This is a genomic window from Lactobacillus sp. M0396 (assembly GCF_016101625.1).
Taxonomy (GTDB): domain Bacteria; phylum Bacillota; class Bacilli; order Lactobacillales; family Lactobacillaceae; genus Lactobacillus; species Lactobacillus huangpiensis.
Map to the genome: position 1 here is coordinate 136660 of NZ_JACFQE010000003.1, position 14068 is coordinate 150727.

The window sequence follows — 14068 nt, forward strand, 5'->3', positions numbered from 1 at the left end:
AGAAAAGGAGCATTGCAAATGACCGAAATAAATTTAAAGGGCAATCCATTTTACTTGAAAGATGAACAGATTGATAATATTAAATTGATCATGTCTAAGATGACAGTCAGAGAAAAAGTAGGCCAATTATTTTGCTTATTAGGCAATTATTCAACCGAACAAGAAATTAAAGAAGTTATTGAAAACTATCGGCCTGGTGGCATGATGTTTCGTCCGCAAAAGAGTTCCAGCATTCAGGCTTTGCAACGTTATATTCAGGAAGTTTCCCCAATACCGCTACTGCTTGGAGCCAATCTTGAATCTGGTGGGGACGGTATAGGCACTGATGGGACATTTTACGGCAGGCAAATTGAAGTAGCGGCTTCTAATGATAAAAAGAACGCATACCGCTTAGGATTAATTTCTGCTCGTGAAGGCGGCGCTGTGGGATGTAATTGGTCATTTGCTCCAGTAGTAGATTTTAATAAAAATTTTGCTAACCCGATCATAAATGTTAGAACATACGGTGATAATCCTAATACTGTCATATCAATGGCCCAGGAATATATGAAAGCATGCCAAAGTTCAGGTATGGCAGTCGCAATTAAGCATTTCCCAGGAGACGGTGTTGATGACCGTGACCAGCATCTTCTGACATCAGTTAACTCACTAAGCGTTTCTGATTGGGACAAAACCTATGGCAAGATCTACCAGGCTATGATTGATAATGGAGCACTAACTTTAATGGCCGGTCACATTTATCAACCTGCTTATACCAGATACTTTAATCCAGACGTGAAAGATGAAGATATTTATCCGGGTTCTCTATCATATGAATTGCTTCATGATTTGTTAAGAGAAAAGCTGGGATTCAATGGCTTGATTTCAAGTGATGCTACTAATATGGCAGGTTTTAGTTCACAAGGAAAAAGAGCAGAGCTGTTGCCTCGTGCAATTAATGCTGGTTGCGACATGCTTTTATTTACCAGAGATTTGGATGAAGATTTTAATTTTGTACTGGATGCAGTGAACGAGGGCGTAATATCAACAGACAGATTAAATGATGCTGTTACTAGAGTATTAGCTACTAAAGAATCATTGCAACTATTTTTAAAGCAAAGAAATAAGACTTTGGTTCCTGAAAAAGAGGCTTTAAAAGTTTTAAAATGTCCAGAACATGTTAAATGGGCTAAAGAATTAGCTGATGAATCAATAACTTTAGTTAAAGACAAGCAGGATGTTCTACCTTTAACATTGCAGAAAAACAAAAAAATTCTTGTTTTCGTTATAGGTGATGTTGTTAGTGCCAGTGGCAAACCGCCTGTTTCAAGTATTTTTATATCAAGACTGAAAGATGAAGGGTTTAATGTAACTGTATTTGATCCTGAAAATGAAGATTTAAAGGATTTAATGGTTAATGGGTCCGTCAAAGAGCTAAAAGCCAGGTTTGATACTGTAATATATTTTGCTAATGTTAAGACAGCCAGCAATCAAACAACTGTCAGGTTAAATTGGCTTAAGCCAATGGGTTATAACGTTCCGTGGTTTGTACATGAAATCCCTACTATTTTTATTTCAATCGCTAATCCATATCATTTGCAGGATGTTCCAATGGTAAAAACTTATATCAATGCTTATACAGCAAATGAATATGTTCCAGCAATTTTAGTAGATAAATTAATAGGCAAATCTCCATTTAAAGGTAAGAGTCCAGTTAATGCATTTTGCACATATTGGGATACACATATATAGAAAGGAAAATATGCTTAATTTTTTCAAGAGAAATGAAACTATTTATTCCCCATGTTCAGGTCTTTTTAAAACAATTGATGAAGTTAATGATGAATTGTTTGCTTCTAAAAAAATGGGTGATGGTTTTGCGGTAGTACCTGCAGATACGGAGATTTATTCTCCAATTACGGGGGTGATAACCATGCTGGCTCCAAGCAAACATGCTATTGGCATTGAAAGTAAAAATGGAACAGAAATAATGATTCACATGGGTATTGACACCGTTGAGCTTAACGGAACCCCTTTTAACATTAAAATAAAGAAGGGTGATAAGGTCAAAAGGGGACAGTTACTTGCCAATTTCGATTATAAGCAGGCAAAAGATGCAGGCAAGGAAACCGATGTAATTGTGATCATTTTAAATAATAAGAATATTGATTTGGATCAAACTAGTATGAGTCAGGTTAATTCACAAACAGAGATTGGATCTTTACCTAAATAAATATTTTAGGGGATATACATAAATAAAATTAATAACACATTTGAGGGTAATTTCAAATGTGTTATTATTTTTGGTAGAAATAAATTATTTGAAAATTATGCTAATTAAGAGGTTTTAGAGTATAAATGAATAAAGTTACAGTTATTGGCAGTATTAATTTAGATACTAATTTGCGCGTAAAACAGATGCCTAGACCAGGTGAAACTGTACATGCTTCCGGACATTATTCAGCTGCAGGTGGCAAAGGTGCAAATCAGGCGGTTGCAGCGGCAAGGTCAGGATGTGAAGTTAGCTTTATTGGTGGTGTAGGTGACGATGCACCAGGAAAAGAGATGCTGGGCTTACTTAAGAGTGAAGGCATTAATACCCAAGGTATTATCACAGCTAAAAAAGAATCAACTGGACAAGCGTTTATCACAGTAGATGATAGCGGTCAGAATTCAATTACTATATATGCAGGTGCAAATTATGCTTTTGGCTCAGCTGAAGTTGAGCAGAATCAGGATTTGATAAAAAATTCTGACTTCCTTATTGCACAATTCGAGACTCCACTTGCTGCAACAATTAAAGGTTTCGAAATTGCTCATGAGGCAGGGGTAAAAACAATTTTAAACCCAGCTCCAGGAATGGCTAAAATCCCTGCTGATTTGTTAAAACTTACTGATATCATTACCCCAAACGAAACAGAAGCTGAAACCATCACTGGAATTAAGGTGACTGATGAAAAAACTGCTCAAATGGCTGCTGTCAAATTACATAATCAGGGCGTAAAAATAGTTATTATTACAATCGGTACTAAAGGAGCATTTTACGACTATCAAAATGAAAGTGAACTGGTTCCGGCTTTTAAAGTCAATGCTGTTGATACTACAGCTGCCGGAGATACTTTTATTGGTGCAATGACATGTTTATTGCGGCCAGATTTTTCTAACTTAAGAGACGCAGTTCTTTTTGCTAATAAAGCCTCATCAATTACTGTGCAAAAATATGGTGCTCAACCTTCAATTCCTTATGCAAAAGATATCAAACTTGGTAACTAATGTCTGATTTTGAATTTTAGTTTCAGAAATTAAGAATGCTTTATTTAATGTTTTTAGAGTATTTTTTGCTGTCCTATCTTAGTATAATGATGATGTATTCAAAAAGTTTGTTGAAATATTTTAACAGGTTTAAAAAGAAAGGCACTTATTATGACAACAAAAATAGGTATTATTGGTGATGGTCACGTTGGTTGTACTGTTGCCCATGAATTAATTATTTCAGATTTAGTGGATGATTTGGTAATGATCGATGTTAATGAGGGCAAGGTAAACGCTGATGCCATTGATTTTGAAGATGCAATGGCCAACCTGCCATATCATACCAACATCATTGTTAATGATTACGAAGCGCTGAAAGATGCTGACATTGTGATTAGTACTTTAGGAAAAATATCATTAGAAACCAAAGGTGATCGTTTCCAAGAACTTGAATATAATAAAAAACAGTTAAGCCCAATTACTGAATCTATAAAAAATAGTGGCTTCAACGGTATTCTGATTGTTATTTCTAACCCAGTAGATGCAATAACCAGTCTATACCAGCAACTAACTGGTTTGCCAAAAGAACATGTTTTGGGTACTGGTACTTTACTTGATACAGCAAGAATGAAAAAAGTTGTTGCTAAAAAGTTTAAAGTTGATCCTCGTTCTGTGAGTGGTTTTGCATTAGGTGAACATGGTGATACTCAGTTTACAGCCTGGTCAACAGTAAAAGTATTTGAACAGCCATTAACTGAACTGGCTAAAAATGAATCGTGGGAACCTGAAGATCTGGAAGATGAAATCAGATTTGGTGGTCAAAATGTATTTATGGGCAAGCATTATACTAATTATGGTGTTTCGGCGGCTGCGGTTAGAATTGTGCGAGCTGTTTTAACAGATTCACGGACAGAATTACCTGTTTCAAGTTATCAAGAAAAATATGGGACTTACATGTCCTATCCCGCAATTGTTGGGCGTGAAGGTATTGTCCACAAAATTGATTTGCATTTAACTCCTAATGAGGAAAACTTGTTACAGAAGTCTGCTGAGGCAATTAAAGAAAAATCACAGGCATAAGAAGATAAAATAAATAGACCAAACGCGCTAAACAAGCGCGTTTTTTATTAGCCAAAAAATAGAAAATGAAAGTAATATTAAGCAAAGTCATTGACAAAAAGTAAGTAAAAGCATAGCATAAGAAACACTGATAGTTGTTTTAGAAAGAAGTGCACTTAATGAGACAGATGCAAAGAATTGAAAACAAATGTATTTCATTAGATCATTTGCAAAATAATTGTTTCTGTTAGTATTCGCGCCCCATTTTAAAACAATAAGTATTTAGGACCTGCGAATAAAGTAACCGCAGGCCTTTTGTTTTGTTAGAACTACTGTGACAAATAAGCAGACTTACGAGTCCATTTAAGTACTGCAGGGGGAGGTTAAAAATGAGCTGGCAAATTATTAATCAAAGTTTGCCTATATTTGCAAAAGCTTTTCAGCTGACTATCTGGTTATCTGCTGTTGGAATAATTCTTTCTATTGTAGTGGGAGTTTTCTGCAGTTTAATCCAATATTTTAAAGTACCAATTTTGAGTCAACTAATAACAGCTTATGTAGAGTTAGCAAGAAATACACCTTTATTAATTCAATTGTTTTTTCTGTACTATGCTTTTCCAGTTATTGGGCTAAAAATGTCAGCTCAAACATGCGGAATTATTGGTTTGGTATTTCTTGGTGGAGCATATATGGCTGAAGGCTTTACAGGTGGTTTTGCCGGGGTCAGTTCAACTCAGATTGATGATGGTAAAGCTTTAGGGATGAACAATCTGCAATTAGCTCGTTATGTTGTCTTTCCGCAAGGCTTTGCGCTAAGTATGCCTGCCTTAACAGCAAACATTATATTCCTGATTAAAGAGACTTCTATTTTTTCAGTAATTGCTATTCCTGAATTAACCAATACAGCTCTGGACCTAATTGGGATGTATTACCGGACAAATGAGTATTTGCTAATTTTGGTGATTTCCTACGCAATTATTTTAATTCCAATTATTTTACTTTTAAATTATTTAGAAAGGAAGGTACGCTATGGCACATTCGGCGATTAATGTTTTCTTTGCAGGCAATAACTTTAGCAGAATTTTGCAAGGCTTGTGGACTTCCGTTTGGATTGCAGGTGTTAGTCTGGTTATTGGTCTTGTTTTAGGTACATTACTTGGTGTATTGCGCACTTTACCCAATAAAATAATTCGGTTTATTTTGCGGCTATATCTGGAATTCTTCAGGATAGTTCCCACGATCGTACTATTATTTTTGTTCTACTATATTTTACCGCGCAGTTTTCATATCAATTGGCCTGCCAGTTGGATGGCAGTTTTAGCCTTTGCCCTATGGGTTGCTGCTGAGTTTAGTGATATAGTTCGTGGAGCGATAGAATCAGTTCCTATTGCCCAAAAAGAATCAGGCTTAGCTTTGGGCTTGAGCAAAGTGCAACTTTTTCGCTATGTTTTATTGCCCCAAGCCGTGCAACTTGAGTTACCAGCAACTATTAATCTGGCTACAAGAGTTATTAAAACTACCTCTTTATTAATGATGATCAGTATTATGGATGTCATCGCGATTGGACAACAGATTATTGAAGCTAATAACCAAAAATATCCGACAGCTGTTTTTTGGATTTACGGTCTGATTTTCTTTTTATATTTCATAATAGATTATCCATTATCAGTATGGTCTAAACGGCTAGCAGCAAAGCAGGACAGGTGAGATAAATGACAAAAGAAGTTTTACGAGTTGAACATCTAAACAAGTTTTATGGTGATTGGCAAGCTTTACATGATATTAGTTTTACGCTTCATCAAGGTGAAGTGCTGACATTATTAGGTCCTTCCGGTTCTGGTAAAAGTACTTTAATTAGATGCTTAAACGGCTTGGAAGATTTTAAAAGTGGCTCACTTTACTTTAAAGGACAAAAGATTGAGACTGATGCTAAAAATTGGCAGGCCTTACGTCAAAAAATCGGCATGGTTTTTCAAAGTTATGATTTGTTTCCTAACTTTACGGTTCTCGAAAATGTTTTGCTGGCACCAGTAAAAGTACAAAAAAGATCTGAAGAAGAAGTCAAAAAAGAGGCTCTGCAGCTGTTAAAACGAGTAGGATTGGAAAAATACGTTGATTCTTATCCTCGTGAATTGTCTGGTGGACAAAAACAAAGAATTGCTATCGTCAGAGCATTGGCAATGCACCCCGAAGTAATGCTTTTTGATGAGGTTACCGCTTCTCTTGATCCAGAAATGGTTCGGGGAGTTTTACAAATTATGACTGATTTATCCCGTGTTGATCATATGACAATGATTATCGTAACCCACGAAATGAACTTTGCACGCCAAATAGCAGATCAGGTTTTATTTCTAGAAGAAGGAAAAATTTTGGAAAATACATCTGGTAAAGAATTTTTTGAACATCCCCAAACAGATCGTGCTCGAGATTTCTTGACTAGTATGGACTTTTAAGGAGTAAATAATGAAGAAAAATAAAAGCAGAAATATTATTATTGGTGTTTTAGTAGTTTTAATTATTGCAGTTGCCGCATTTTTTGGTATCAAGTCATCAAAAAATAATAGCAGTAATGCCAATGAAAGCAGCGTGACTACGATTAAAAAGCGGGGAGTTTTACGAGTTGCCGTATTTGGTGATTTGCCTCCTTATGGTTGGGTTGATGATCATGGCAACCGTGTTGGTTATGATGTCCGTCTTGCACGTCAAATGGCTAAGGATTTGGGTGTTAAAGTGAAATTTACCCAGGTTAATGCGAATAATCGCGTAGATACTCTAAATTCAAATAAAGCTGATATTGTTTTAGCTAACTTTACACAAACACCTGAGCGTAAACAAGTTGTTGACTTTGCTAAGCCATACATGAAGGTATCAGTTGGAGTTATTTCTCCTAAGAATGCACCAATTACAAGCGCTTCTCAGCTAAAGGGTAAAAACTTGATTGTCAACAAGGGCACAACAGCAGAAAATTACTTTACCAAAAAGGGCGGTGTAGACTTGTTGAAATTTGACTCTAAAACGCAGCAATTCAACGCTTTTAAAAACAAACGTGCTGCTGCTTTAGCAGATGATAATTCATATCTTTATGCTTGGGTAAAGAAGAATCCTAATTACACTGTTGGAATTAAAAACATCGGACCTAATCAATTCATTTCTCCTGCGGTCAAAAAGGGTAATAAGTCTCTTTTAAATTGGACGAATAAAGAAATTACTAAATTAGCAAATAAAAAATTCTTTACTGATGATTATAACAAGGAACTCAAACCATACTTTGGCAAAGAAGTTAAGCCGAGCGACATTGTTTTAAATTGATGCAGCTGCTATAATAAATAAGTCTTGAATTTTATTATCAAAAATGATAAGGTATTAAACGTTAATCGATTAATCTATGACTTGAAATAGGAGTCATGGCAAAGGAGTAATAATTATGAAACAAGATATTCATCCAGATTACCAACAAGTAGTCTTTATGGATTCAGCAACTGGTGCTAAATTTGTTGCTGGTTCAACATTAAAGCCAAAGGAAACAGTGGATTATGAAGGTAAAACTTACCCACTAGTTCGTGTTGAAATCACTTCAGATTCTCACCCATTTTACACTGGCAAGCAAAAGTTTGCTCAGGCCGATGGTCGAATCGAAAAGTTCAACAAGAAGTATGGCATGAACAACAAGTAATATCTTCAATCTGGTGGAAGGCAGTCCCATTGGGGCTGCTTTTTTATGTAAAGCATAATTGTTATACTACCTAAATAAGGAGTATAATTATTACTTTAGCAAAAAAACTCTTTTCGGCTAGGAGATAAAAAGATGAAAATGCAACTGGCAGAAATAGCCAAAGCAATAAATTCAAAGTGTGAAGGCAATGATCAGACCGTTATTACTTCTGTTGCCTTCGATTCTAGAAAAATCGCTGCTGGCGGCTTATTTGTACCGCTAAAAGGCGATAGAGACGGTCATGATTTTATCAATAGTGCAATTAGCAACGGAGCGAGTGCTACATTGTGGCAAAAGGATCATCCTAATAAACCTGATAGTATTGCAGTTTTAGAAGTTGATGATCCGTTAACTAGCATGCAGGAACTGGCACAGTACTATTTAAATAAAGTTAACCCTACTGTTGTGGGTATTACCGGATCAAATGGCAAAACCACTACTAAAGATATGACGGCAGCTGTTTTAGCAAAGAGATTTAATGTTCATAAAACTGATGCCAACTTCAATAATGAAATTGGCGTACCCATGACTATTTTAGACATGAAGCCAAATACAGAAATCTTGGTTTTAGAAATGGGTATGGATCATGCGGGACAATTGCATAAACTAAGTGAATTGACCCATCCTGACGTTACAGTTATCACCATGATTGGCGAAGCACACATTGAATTTTTAGGTTCGCGTGCAGGAATTGCCGATGCTAAAATGGAAATTACCGATTTTTTACGTGAAGATGGCGAACTAATATATAATGGTGATGAACCTCTTCTGCGTGAAAGAGCTGATAAAATAACACAGGCAAAAGTTACCTTTGGTTTTGCAAAAAATGATACAGTTTATGCAACGGGCTATCGCAGCTACAAACATCATGCTACATTTACGATTAATAACTCTGATCATAAATTTACTATACCTATGATTGGTAAACACAATGTTTCTAATGCACTTTCTGCTCTTTGTGTCGGCAGGCACTTTGGTGAAAGTGATGAAGAAATAGCTACTGCTTTGGAAAAATTTACTCCGACGGCTGACAGAATGGAATGGGAAAAAGGTGACGTTGGAGAAGACATCATGAGCGATGTTTATAACTCTAATCCTACTGCCGTCCGTGCTGTGATAACTAGTTTTGGTCAGATTCAGGTACCTGCAGGTAGTCGGCGAATCGCTGTTCTGGGTGATATGTTAGAATTAGGAAACAGGTCGGCTGCACTTCATGCTGGTCTGGCAGATTGTCTCGACCCCCAGGTAATTAATGAAGTTTATTTATTTGGTACAGAGATGAAAAATTTAGCAGCTGTACTTAAAGAGAGTTATAAACCGGAAAACTTGCATTATTATACCCAAGATCAAATGCAACATATGATTACTGACTTGAAAAATGATATAAAGCCGAACGATATTGTGGTTTTGAAGGGTTCGCATGGGATGCACCTGGAAAAAGTAGTAGAACGGCTTAGATAAGGAGAATTTTGTGAAATTTTCAGAATTAGGATTAAAAGATGAGCTGTTAAAGGCAATTAAGCGTTCAGGTTTTGAGGAAGCTACGCCAATTCAGGAACAAACTATTCCTTTAGCTTTAGCTGGCAAAGATGTAATTGGACAGGCTCAAACAGGTACAGGTAAAACCGCAGCTTTTGCTTTACCTATCTTGCAAAATTTAGATAAGCACAATAAAGTAATTCAGGCACTAATTATTGAACCGACTCGTGAACTAGCTATTCAAACACAAGAAGAGCTTTTCAGACTTGGTCGTGACGAGAATGCGCGAGTTCAGGTTGTCTATGGTGGTGCCGATATTGGTCGTCAAATTCGTTCTCTTAAAAATCATGTACCAGCAATTTTGGTAGGTACACCGGGACGTTTACTTGATCATTTAAAACGTAAAACGATTGATTTGGAAAATGTTAATACCATTGTTTTAGATGAAGCTGATGAAATGTTAGACATGGGTTTCATCCAAGACATTGAAAGTATTTTGAGTTACGTTAAAAACCGTAAACAGACCTTATTATTTAGTGCCACAATGCCAAAACCAATTTTGAACATTAGTGAAAAATTCATGAACAATCCTGAAATTGTGCGCATTAAGACTAAAGAATTGACTGCTGACTTAATTGACCAGTATTTTGTGCGTGCTAAGGATTCAGAAAAATTTGACATCATGTGCCGCTTGATTGATGTTGAAAGTCCTGATTTGGCAGTGGTTTTTGTCAGAACCAAACGGCGCGTTGACGAGGTTACCAGGGGCTTACAGGCACGCGGTTATAATGCCGCAGGGATTCATGGCGATTTATCACAGGCACGTAGAATTACTGTGTTAAAAAGGTTCCGTGCCGGAAAATTGGATATTTTAGTGGCGACTGATGTAGCTGCACGTGGTCTGGATATTTCCGGTGTAACACATGTATACAATTACGATATACCACAAGATCCAGATTCTTATGTTCACCGTATTGGTCGTACAGGCCGTGCTGGTCAAAATGGCAGTTCCATAACTTTTGTTACGCCAAATGAAATTGGCTATATGAGGACAATTGAGCAGTTAACTAAGAAAAAGATGACGCCATTACGTCCGCCATCTGATGATCAGGCTTTGCGTGGTCAACTTAAGGTTGCTAAGTCTAAGATTGAAGATCTAATGAAAGAGGATTTAACAAAATATACTGATGACGCAAATGAATTGTTGGAAAATTATTCAGCTGTCGATTTGGTGTCCGCCTTTTTGAAGAACTTGTCTAAGGACTCTTCGAATGTAGAGGTTAAAATTAGCTCTGAAAAACCTCTTCCTTATAAAGGTAGTGGTCGCGGTGGTCGTGGCCGTTATAGTCGCGGTAAAAACAGTCGTGGTGGCTATCGCGGCGACCGCAGTCGCGGGCGTGGCAATTACCGTGGAGGGCATTCACGCCGTTCTGGTAATGGCAAAAACTTCGTTATTAAAAATAAAAAAGGTTAACGTTTTTACTAAAAAAGAGTTGTGGCAATTTACAACTCTTTTTTAGTATTATATTTTTGATATTAAGAGGAAAACAAAATGATCGTTGGAGTCGGTATTGATGCTGTTGAAGTTGAACGTGTAGAAGAAATTATTGCTAAAGGAGATAATTTTGCTCGTAAAGTATTAACTCCTAAGGAGTTTGAGCAGTACCAAAAACTCTCAGGCAGACGTAAAACCGAATATTTGGGAGGTCGCTTTTCTATCAAGGAATCCTTTGTCAAAGCTATTGGAACAGGATTTGGCAAAGGTATAGGCTTGCAAGATATAGAAACATTGTGGGATGAATTAGGGCACCCCATAACAACATCGACTAAGTTTAACGGCAAGATTTTCCCCAGTATTACTCATGATAGACATGAAATAGTTACATTAATTGTTTTGGAGAAATAAAATGGTTCCTGGAATTCATAGACCTGCAGCGGTATATGTTGATTTAGCTGCAATCAGACAGAATATTAAAGAAGAAATTAAACATTTAAGACCTGAACAAAAGTTGTTTGCTGTAGTTAAAGCAAATGCCTATGGTCATGGGGCAGTACGAATAGCTCGAGAAGCAGTCAAAGTCGGCGCCAGCGGGTTTTGCGTTGCTATTTTAGATGAAGCCATAGAACTAAGACAAGCTGGGATAGTCCAGCCAATTTTAGTTTTGGGGGTGACTCCTGAAAAGTACGCTTCGCTAGCAGCTGTCAATGGTATTTCTTTGGCAGTTCCTGATTTAAAATGGCTGCAAGAAGCTGAACCAGAACTAAGTCAGAACCATCTACAATTAAAAATACATCTGGCGGTCGATTCTGGCATGGGACGCATTGGCTTTAGCGAGGATGAAGAATTTATTGCCGCAAACGATTTTTTATTGAATAATCCAAATTTTAACGTTGAAGGGATGTTCACACATTTTGCTTCTGCAGACAGCAGCGATGATTCATACTTTCAGAGTCAAGTTGACCGATTTGATCATTTTAAAAGTTTGTTGAAATTAAAGCCAAGATGGATTCACGTTGATAACACTGCAGCCAGTGTGTTTGATAAGAAAGTTCACAGTGATTTGGTGCGTTTTGGCATTGGTATTTATGGCTTAAATCCTTCATCAAATCCGACAAGTCCTGATTTAGAGACCGTAATCAAATTAAAACCGGCACTGTCCTTTGTTAGTGAGCTGGTGCAGGTTCATACCATTCATAAGGGACAGGGAGTGGGTTATGGATCTACATACATTGCTGATAAGGATCAAATTATTGGTACAGTACCAGTTGGATATGCTGATGGCTTTATTCGTAAATTTCAGGGCTTCAAAATTAAGGTGGGTTCTGAGTATTGTCCCATAGTTGGTCGAGTGTGCATGGATCAATTGATGGTGCAATTGCCTTATGAAATGCCTGTGGGAACAAAAGTTGTTTTGATTTCAAATGATCCAGATGCACCAAACAGTATCAAAAAAGCAGCAGATTATGTTGACACTATTCATTATGAAGTTGCCTGTTTACTAGATGATCGCTTGCCGCGAAAATACTATAATTAGTAATAGGCAAGCAAAAAAGCACATCAAGCTGATGTGCTTTTTATAATGATGATATTTAATTGTTATCTTCTTGATTAATATAAACACCAGGATTTTCATCACTCATCAGTGTCATTCCGGCTTGAAGATCCTCAATTTCAGCAACAACATAACTTTTACGTTCAAGACGCCTAACAATTTCTTTTAGAGTGTCTTCAGTAAGTCCTGCCGGTAATGTAAATAAGATACGTCTCACAGCATTGTTTGTTTCACCGGCTGTAGATGCGTCAAGACTCATTACACCAGCTATAGCACAAAACTTACTGATAATTTTAGTCATCTTTGCCAGATTTCCTTGTGAGTCATCAGTTAAAACAGTAAGTACGTAGGATCCTGTTTTTATATTCCAAGCCTCTGATAACATACCAAGTAATTTCGAGTGAGTTAGAATGCCATAAAATTTATTTTCTTCATCTAAAACCGAAATGTAAGGTAAATCCTTAATTGTGAAGAAAACTTTAAAAAATGGTGAATTAACTTTGATAGTTTTGGTTGCATTTTTTAATAAATACGTAACTGGCAGGCTCATGTCCTTACCTTGAGATTTATGGCGGTAAATGTGCATTTTATAAATATTACCGCGGAAAATAGTGCCGGTATCATCTAAAATCGGTACACATCTAAACCCAGAATCCTCCAGAACTTTTAATGCTTCTTCAAGCGTAGCGTGTTCGTTAACTGTAGTTAAATAATCTTTTTTTCTAACTAAAGATTTGATAAGCATGAAACTGCCTCCGTTGTAAAAATAATCTAAACGATTATATCATAAAAAGATAGTGTATTAAATAAAAATGAAAGGAAAATAACTATTCAGATAGATTTTAGCACTTGCAGTACAATTTAAAAAGCTAAATTGGCTAATGAAATCAAAGTGTAATAGTCTTTGAAAAAATTAAATCCGTTGATTGTGCTATCATTATTACGATAAAAAATAAGGGGAAATTAAATGAAAATTATAGCAGGACTCGGCAATCCAGGTAAAAAATATGATGGAACAAAACATAATACCGGTTTTATGGCCTTAGACCATTATTTACAAGAAAATAAGTTAAGCCTTGAAAGAGAAAAGTTTGAAGGAAAGTATACCAAGCAAAAGATCGCTGGCACTGATGTTATCTTGCTGGAACCACAAACTTTTATGAATGATTCAGGAAGATCTGTTGCGCAATTTGCCCACTTTTTTAAAGTGGATCCACAGGATATTTTGATTATTCATGACGATATGGACATGCCTTTGGGGAAAATCCGCATACGTGCAAATGGCAAATCCGGAGGTCATAATGGTATTAAAAGTATTATACGTGATCTGGGCACTAACGACTTTAACAGGTTGAAAATTGGTATTAGACATCCAGATAATGTTACAGAAGCCAGCGTCGTTTCATGGGTTTTATCACAATTTAATACTGAGCAAAAAAAGTTGATGGATGAAGCTTTTATGAAAGCAAGTGAAGTTATAACTGACTTTATTGCTGGAAAAAGCTCCCAGTATTTAATGAACAAATATAATTAA

General features: G+C 36.5%; 15 protein-coding genes. 14 read left to right on the top strand and 1 reads right to left on the bottom strand.

The window, feature by feature from the left end; all coding sequences use genetic code 11:
• The first annotated feature begins 18 nt into the window (after positions 1 to 18).
• The 13 genes from H3T43_RS04735 to alr all read left to right on the top strand — a co-directional run bounded on the left by H3T43_RS04735 (position 19) and on the right by alr (position 12516).
• Entirely contained in the window at positions 19 to 1731 is a 1713-nt protein-coding gene (locus H3T43_RS04735; protein ID WP_198213002.1) for a glycoside hydrolase family 3 protein, read from the top strand.
• A gap of 10 nt (positions 1732 to 1741) precedes the next feature.
• Positions 1742 to 2212 carry a PTS glucose transporter subunit IIA gene (locus H3T43_RS04740; protein ID WP_198213003.1) on the top strand — a complete coding sequence of 157 codons (471 nt, stop codon included), beginning with the start codon at positions 1742 to 1744 and terminating at the stop codon, positions 2210 to 2212.
• Between the two features lie 125 nt (positions 2213 to 2337).
• Entirely contained in the window at positions 2338 to 3252 is a 915-nt protein-coding gene (rbsK, locus tag H3T43_RS04745) for a ribokinase (RefSeq protein ID WP_198213005.1), read from the top strand.
• Positions 3253 to 3402: 150 nt separating this feature from the next.
• Positions 3403 to 4311: an L-lactate dehydrogenase gene (locus tag H3T43_RS04750; RefSeq protein ID WP_198213007.1), complete on the top strand. Its 909-nt coding sequence runs from the start codon at positions 3403 to 3405 to the stop codon at positions 4309 to 4311.
• 368 nt (positions 4312 to 4679) lie between these two features.
• The gene (locus tag H3T43_RS04755) at positions 4680 to 5339 is read left to right on the top strand and encodes an amino acid ABC transporter permease (protein WP_198213009.1); all 660 of its coding nucleotides are present in this window, start codon (positions 4680 to 4682) and stop codon (positions 5337 to 5339) included.
• Positions 5320 to 5997, top strand: a complete 678-nt coding sequence (locus tag H3T43_RS04760; protein ID WP_034981451.1) for an amino acid ABC transporter permease — start codon at positions 5320 to 5322, stop codon at positions 5995 to 5997. The genes H3T43_RS04755 and H3T43_RS04760 overlap by 20 nt, the downstream gene beginning before the upstream one ends.
• Positions 5998 to 6002: 5 nt before the next feature.
• The gene (locus H3T43_RS04765) at positions 6003 to 6743 is read left to right on the top strand and encodes an amino acid ABC transporter ATP-binding protein (RefSeq protein ID WP_198213012.1); all 741 of its coding nucleotides are present in this window, start codon (positions 6003 to 6005) and stop codon (positions 6741 to 6743) included.
• Between the two features lie 10 nt (positions 6744 to 6753).
• Positions 6754 to 7599 (top strand): transporter substrate-binding domain-containing protein, encoded by an 846-nt coding sequence (locus H3T43_RS04770; protein ID WP_034981447.1) that lies wholly within the window; start codon positions 6754 to 6756, stop codon positions 7597 to 7599.
• Between the two features lie 115 nt (positions 7600 to 7714).
• A complete protein-coding gene (locus H3T43_RS04775) occupies positions 7715 to 7963 on the top strand; it encodes a type B 50S ribosomal protein L31 (protein WP_034981446.1) in 249 nt (82 codons plus the stop codon).
• Positions 7964 to 8095: 132 nt separating this feature from the next.
• A complete protein-coding gene (gene murF, locus H3T43_RS04780) occupies positions 8096 to 9463 on the top strand; it encodes a UDP-N-acetylmuramoyl-tripeptide--D-alanyl-D-alanine ligase (protein WP_198213014.1) in 1368 nt (455 codons plus the stop codon).
• Between the two features lie 10 nt (positions 9464 to 9473).
• Complete coding sequence (locus tag H3T43_RS04785) at positions 9474 to 10955, top strand: DEAD/DEAH box helicase (RefSeq protein ID WP_034981443.1); 1482 nt, start codon at positions 9474 to 9476, stop codon at positions 10953 to 10955.
• 78 nt (positions 10956 to 11033) lie between these two features.
• Positions 11034 to 11387, top strand: coding sequence for a holo-ACP synthase (gene acpS, locus H3T43_RS04790; protein ID WP_198213016.1), 354 nt, complete (start codon positions 11034 to 11036; stop codon positions 11385 to 11387).
• 1 nt (position 11388) lies between these two features.
• The gene (gene alr, locus H3T43_RS04795; protein ID WP_198213018.1) at positions 11389 to 12516 is read left to right on the top strand and encodes an alanine racemase; all 1128 of its coding nucleotides are present in this window, start codon (positions 11389 to 11391) and stop codon (positions 12514 to 12516) included.
• A gap of 55 nt (positions 12517 to 12571) precedes the next feature.
• Here the strand turns inward: alr and cbpA are convergent, their stop codons facing one another.
• Positions 12572 to 13279, bottom strand: a complete 708-nt coding sequence (gene cbpA / locus H3T43_RS04800) for a cyclic di-AMP binding protein CbpA (protein ID WP_198213020.1) — start codon at positions 13277 to 13279, stop codon at positions 12572 to 12574.
• Positions 13280 to 13501: 222 nt separating this feature from the next.
• On the opposite strand from cbpA, the gene pth reads away from it, so the two are divergent.
• Positions 13502 to 14068 carry an aminoacyl-tRNA hydrolase gene (pth, locus tag H3T43_RS04805; RefSeq protein ID WP_034981436.1) on the top strand — a complete coding sequence of 189 codons (567 nt, stop codon included), beginning with the start codon at positions 13502 to 13504 and terminating at the stop codon, positions 14066 to 14068.

Coding starts and splice junctions, on each gene's coding strand:
- H3T43_RS04735 (WP_198213002.1), top strand. CDS start 19: ATGACCGAAATAAATTTAAAGGGCAATCCATTTTACTTGAAAGATGAA.
- H3T43_RS04740 (WP_198213003.1), top strand. CDS start 1,742: ATGCTTAATTTTTTCAAGAGAAATGAAACTATTTATTCCCCATGTTCA.
- rbsK (WP_198213005.1), top strand. CDS start 2,338: ATGAATAAAGTTACAGTTATTGGCAGTATTAATTTAGATACTAATTTG.
- H3T43_RS04750 (WP_198213007.1), top strand. CDS start 3,403: ATGACAACAAAAATAGGTATTATTGGTGATGGTCACGTTGGTTGTACT.
- H3T43_RS04755 (WP_198213009.1), top strand. CDS start 4,680: ATGAGCTGGCAAATTATTAATCAAAGTTTGCCTATATTTGCAAAAGCT.
- H3T43_RS04760 (WP_034981451.1), top strand. CDS start 5,320: ATGGCACATTCGGCGATTAATGTTTTCTTTGCAGGCAATAACTTTAGC.
- H3T43_RS04765 (WP_198213012.1), top strand. CDS start 6,003: ATGACAAAAGAAGTTTTACGAGTTGAACATCTAAACAAGTTTTATGGT.
- H3T43_RS04770 (WP_034981447.1), top strand. CDS start 6,754: ATGAAGAAAAATAAAAGCAGAAATATTATTATTGGTGTTTTAGTAGTT.
- H3T43_RS04775 (WP_034981446.1), top strand. CDS start 7,715: ATGAAACAAGATATTCATCCAGATTACCAACAAGTAGTCTTTATGGAT.
- murF (WP_198213014.1), top strand. CDS start 8,096: ATGAAAATGCAACTGGCAGAAATAGCCAAAGCAATAAATTCAAAGTGT.
- acpS (WP_198213016.1), top strand. CDS start 11,034: ATGATCGTTGGAGTCGGTATTGATGCTGTTGAAGTTGAACGTGTAGAA.
- alr (WP_198213018.1), top strand. CDS start 11,389: ATGGTTCCTGGAATTCATAGACCTGCAGCGGTATATGTTGATTTAGCT.
- cbpA (WP_198213020.1), bottom strand. CDS start 13,279: ATGCTTATCAAATCTTTAGTTAGAAAAAAAGATTATTTAACTACAGTT.
- pth (WP_034981436.1), top strand. CDS start 13,502: ATGAAAATTATAGCAGGACTCGGCAATCCAGGTAAAAAATATGATGGA.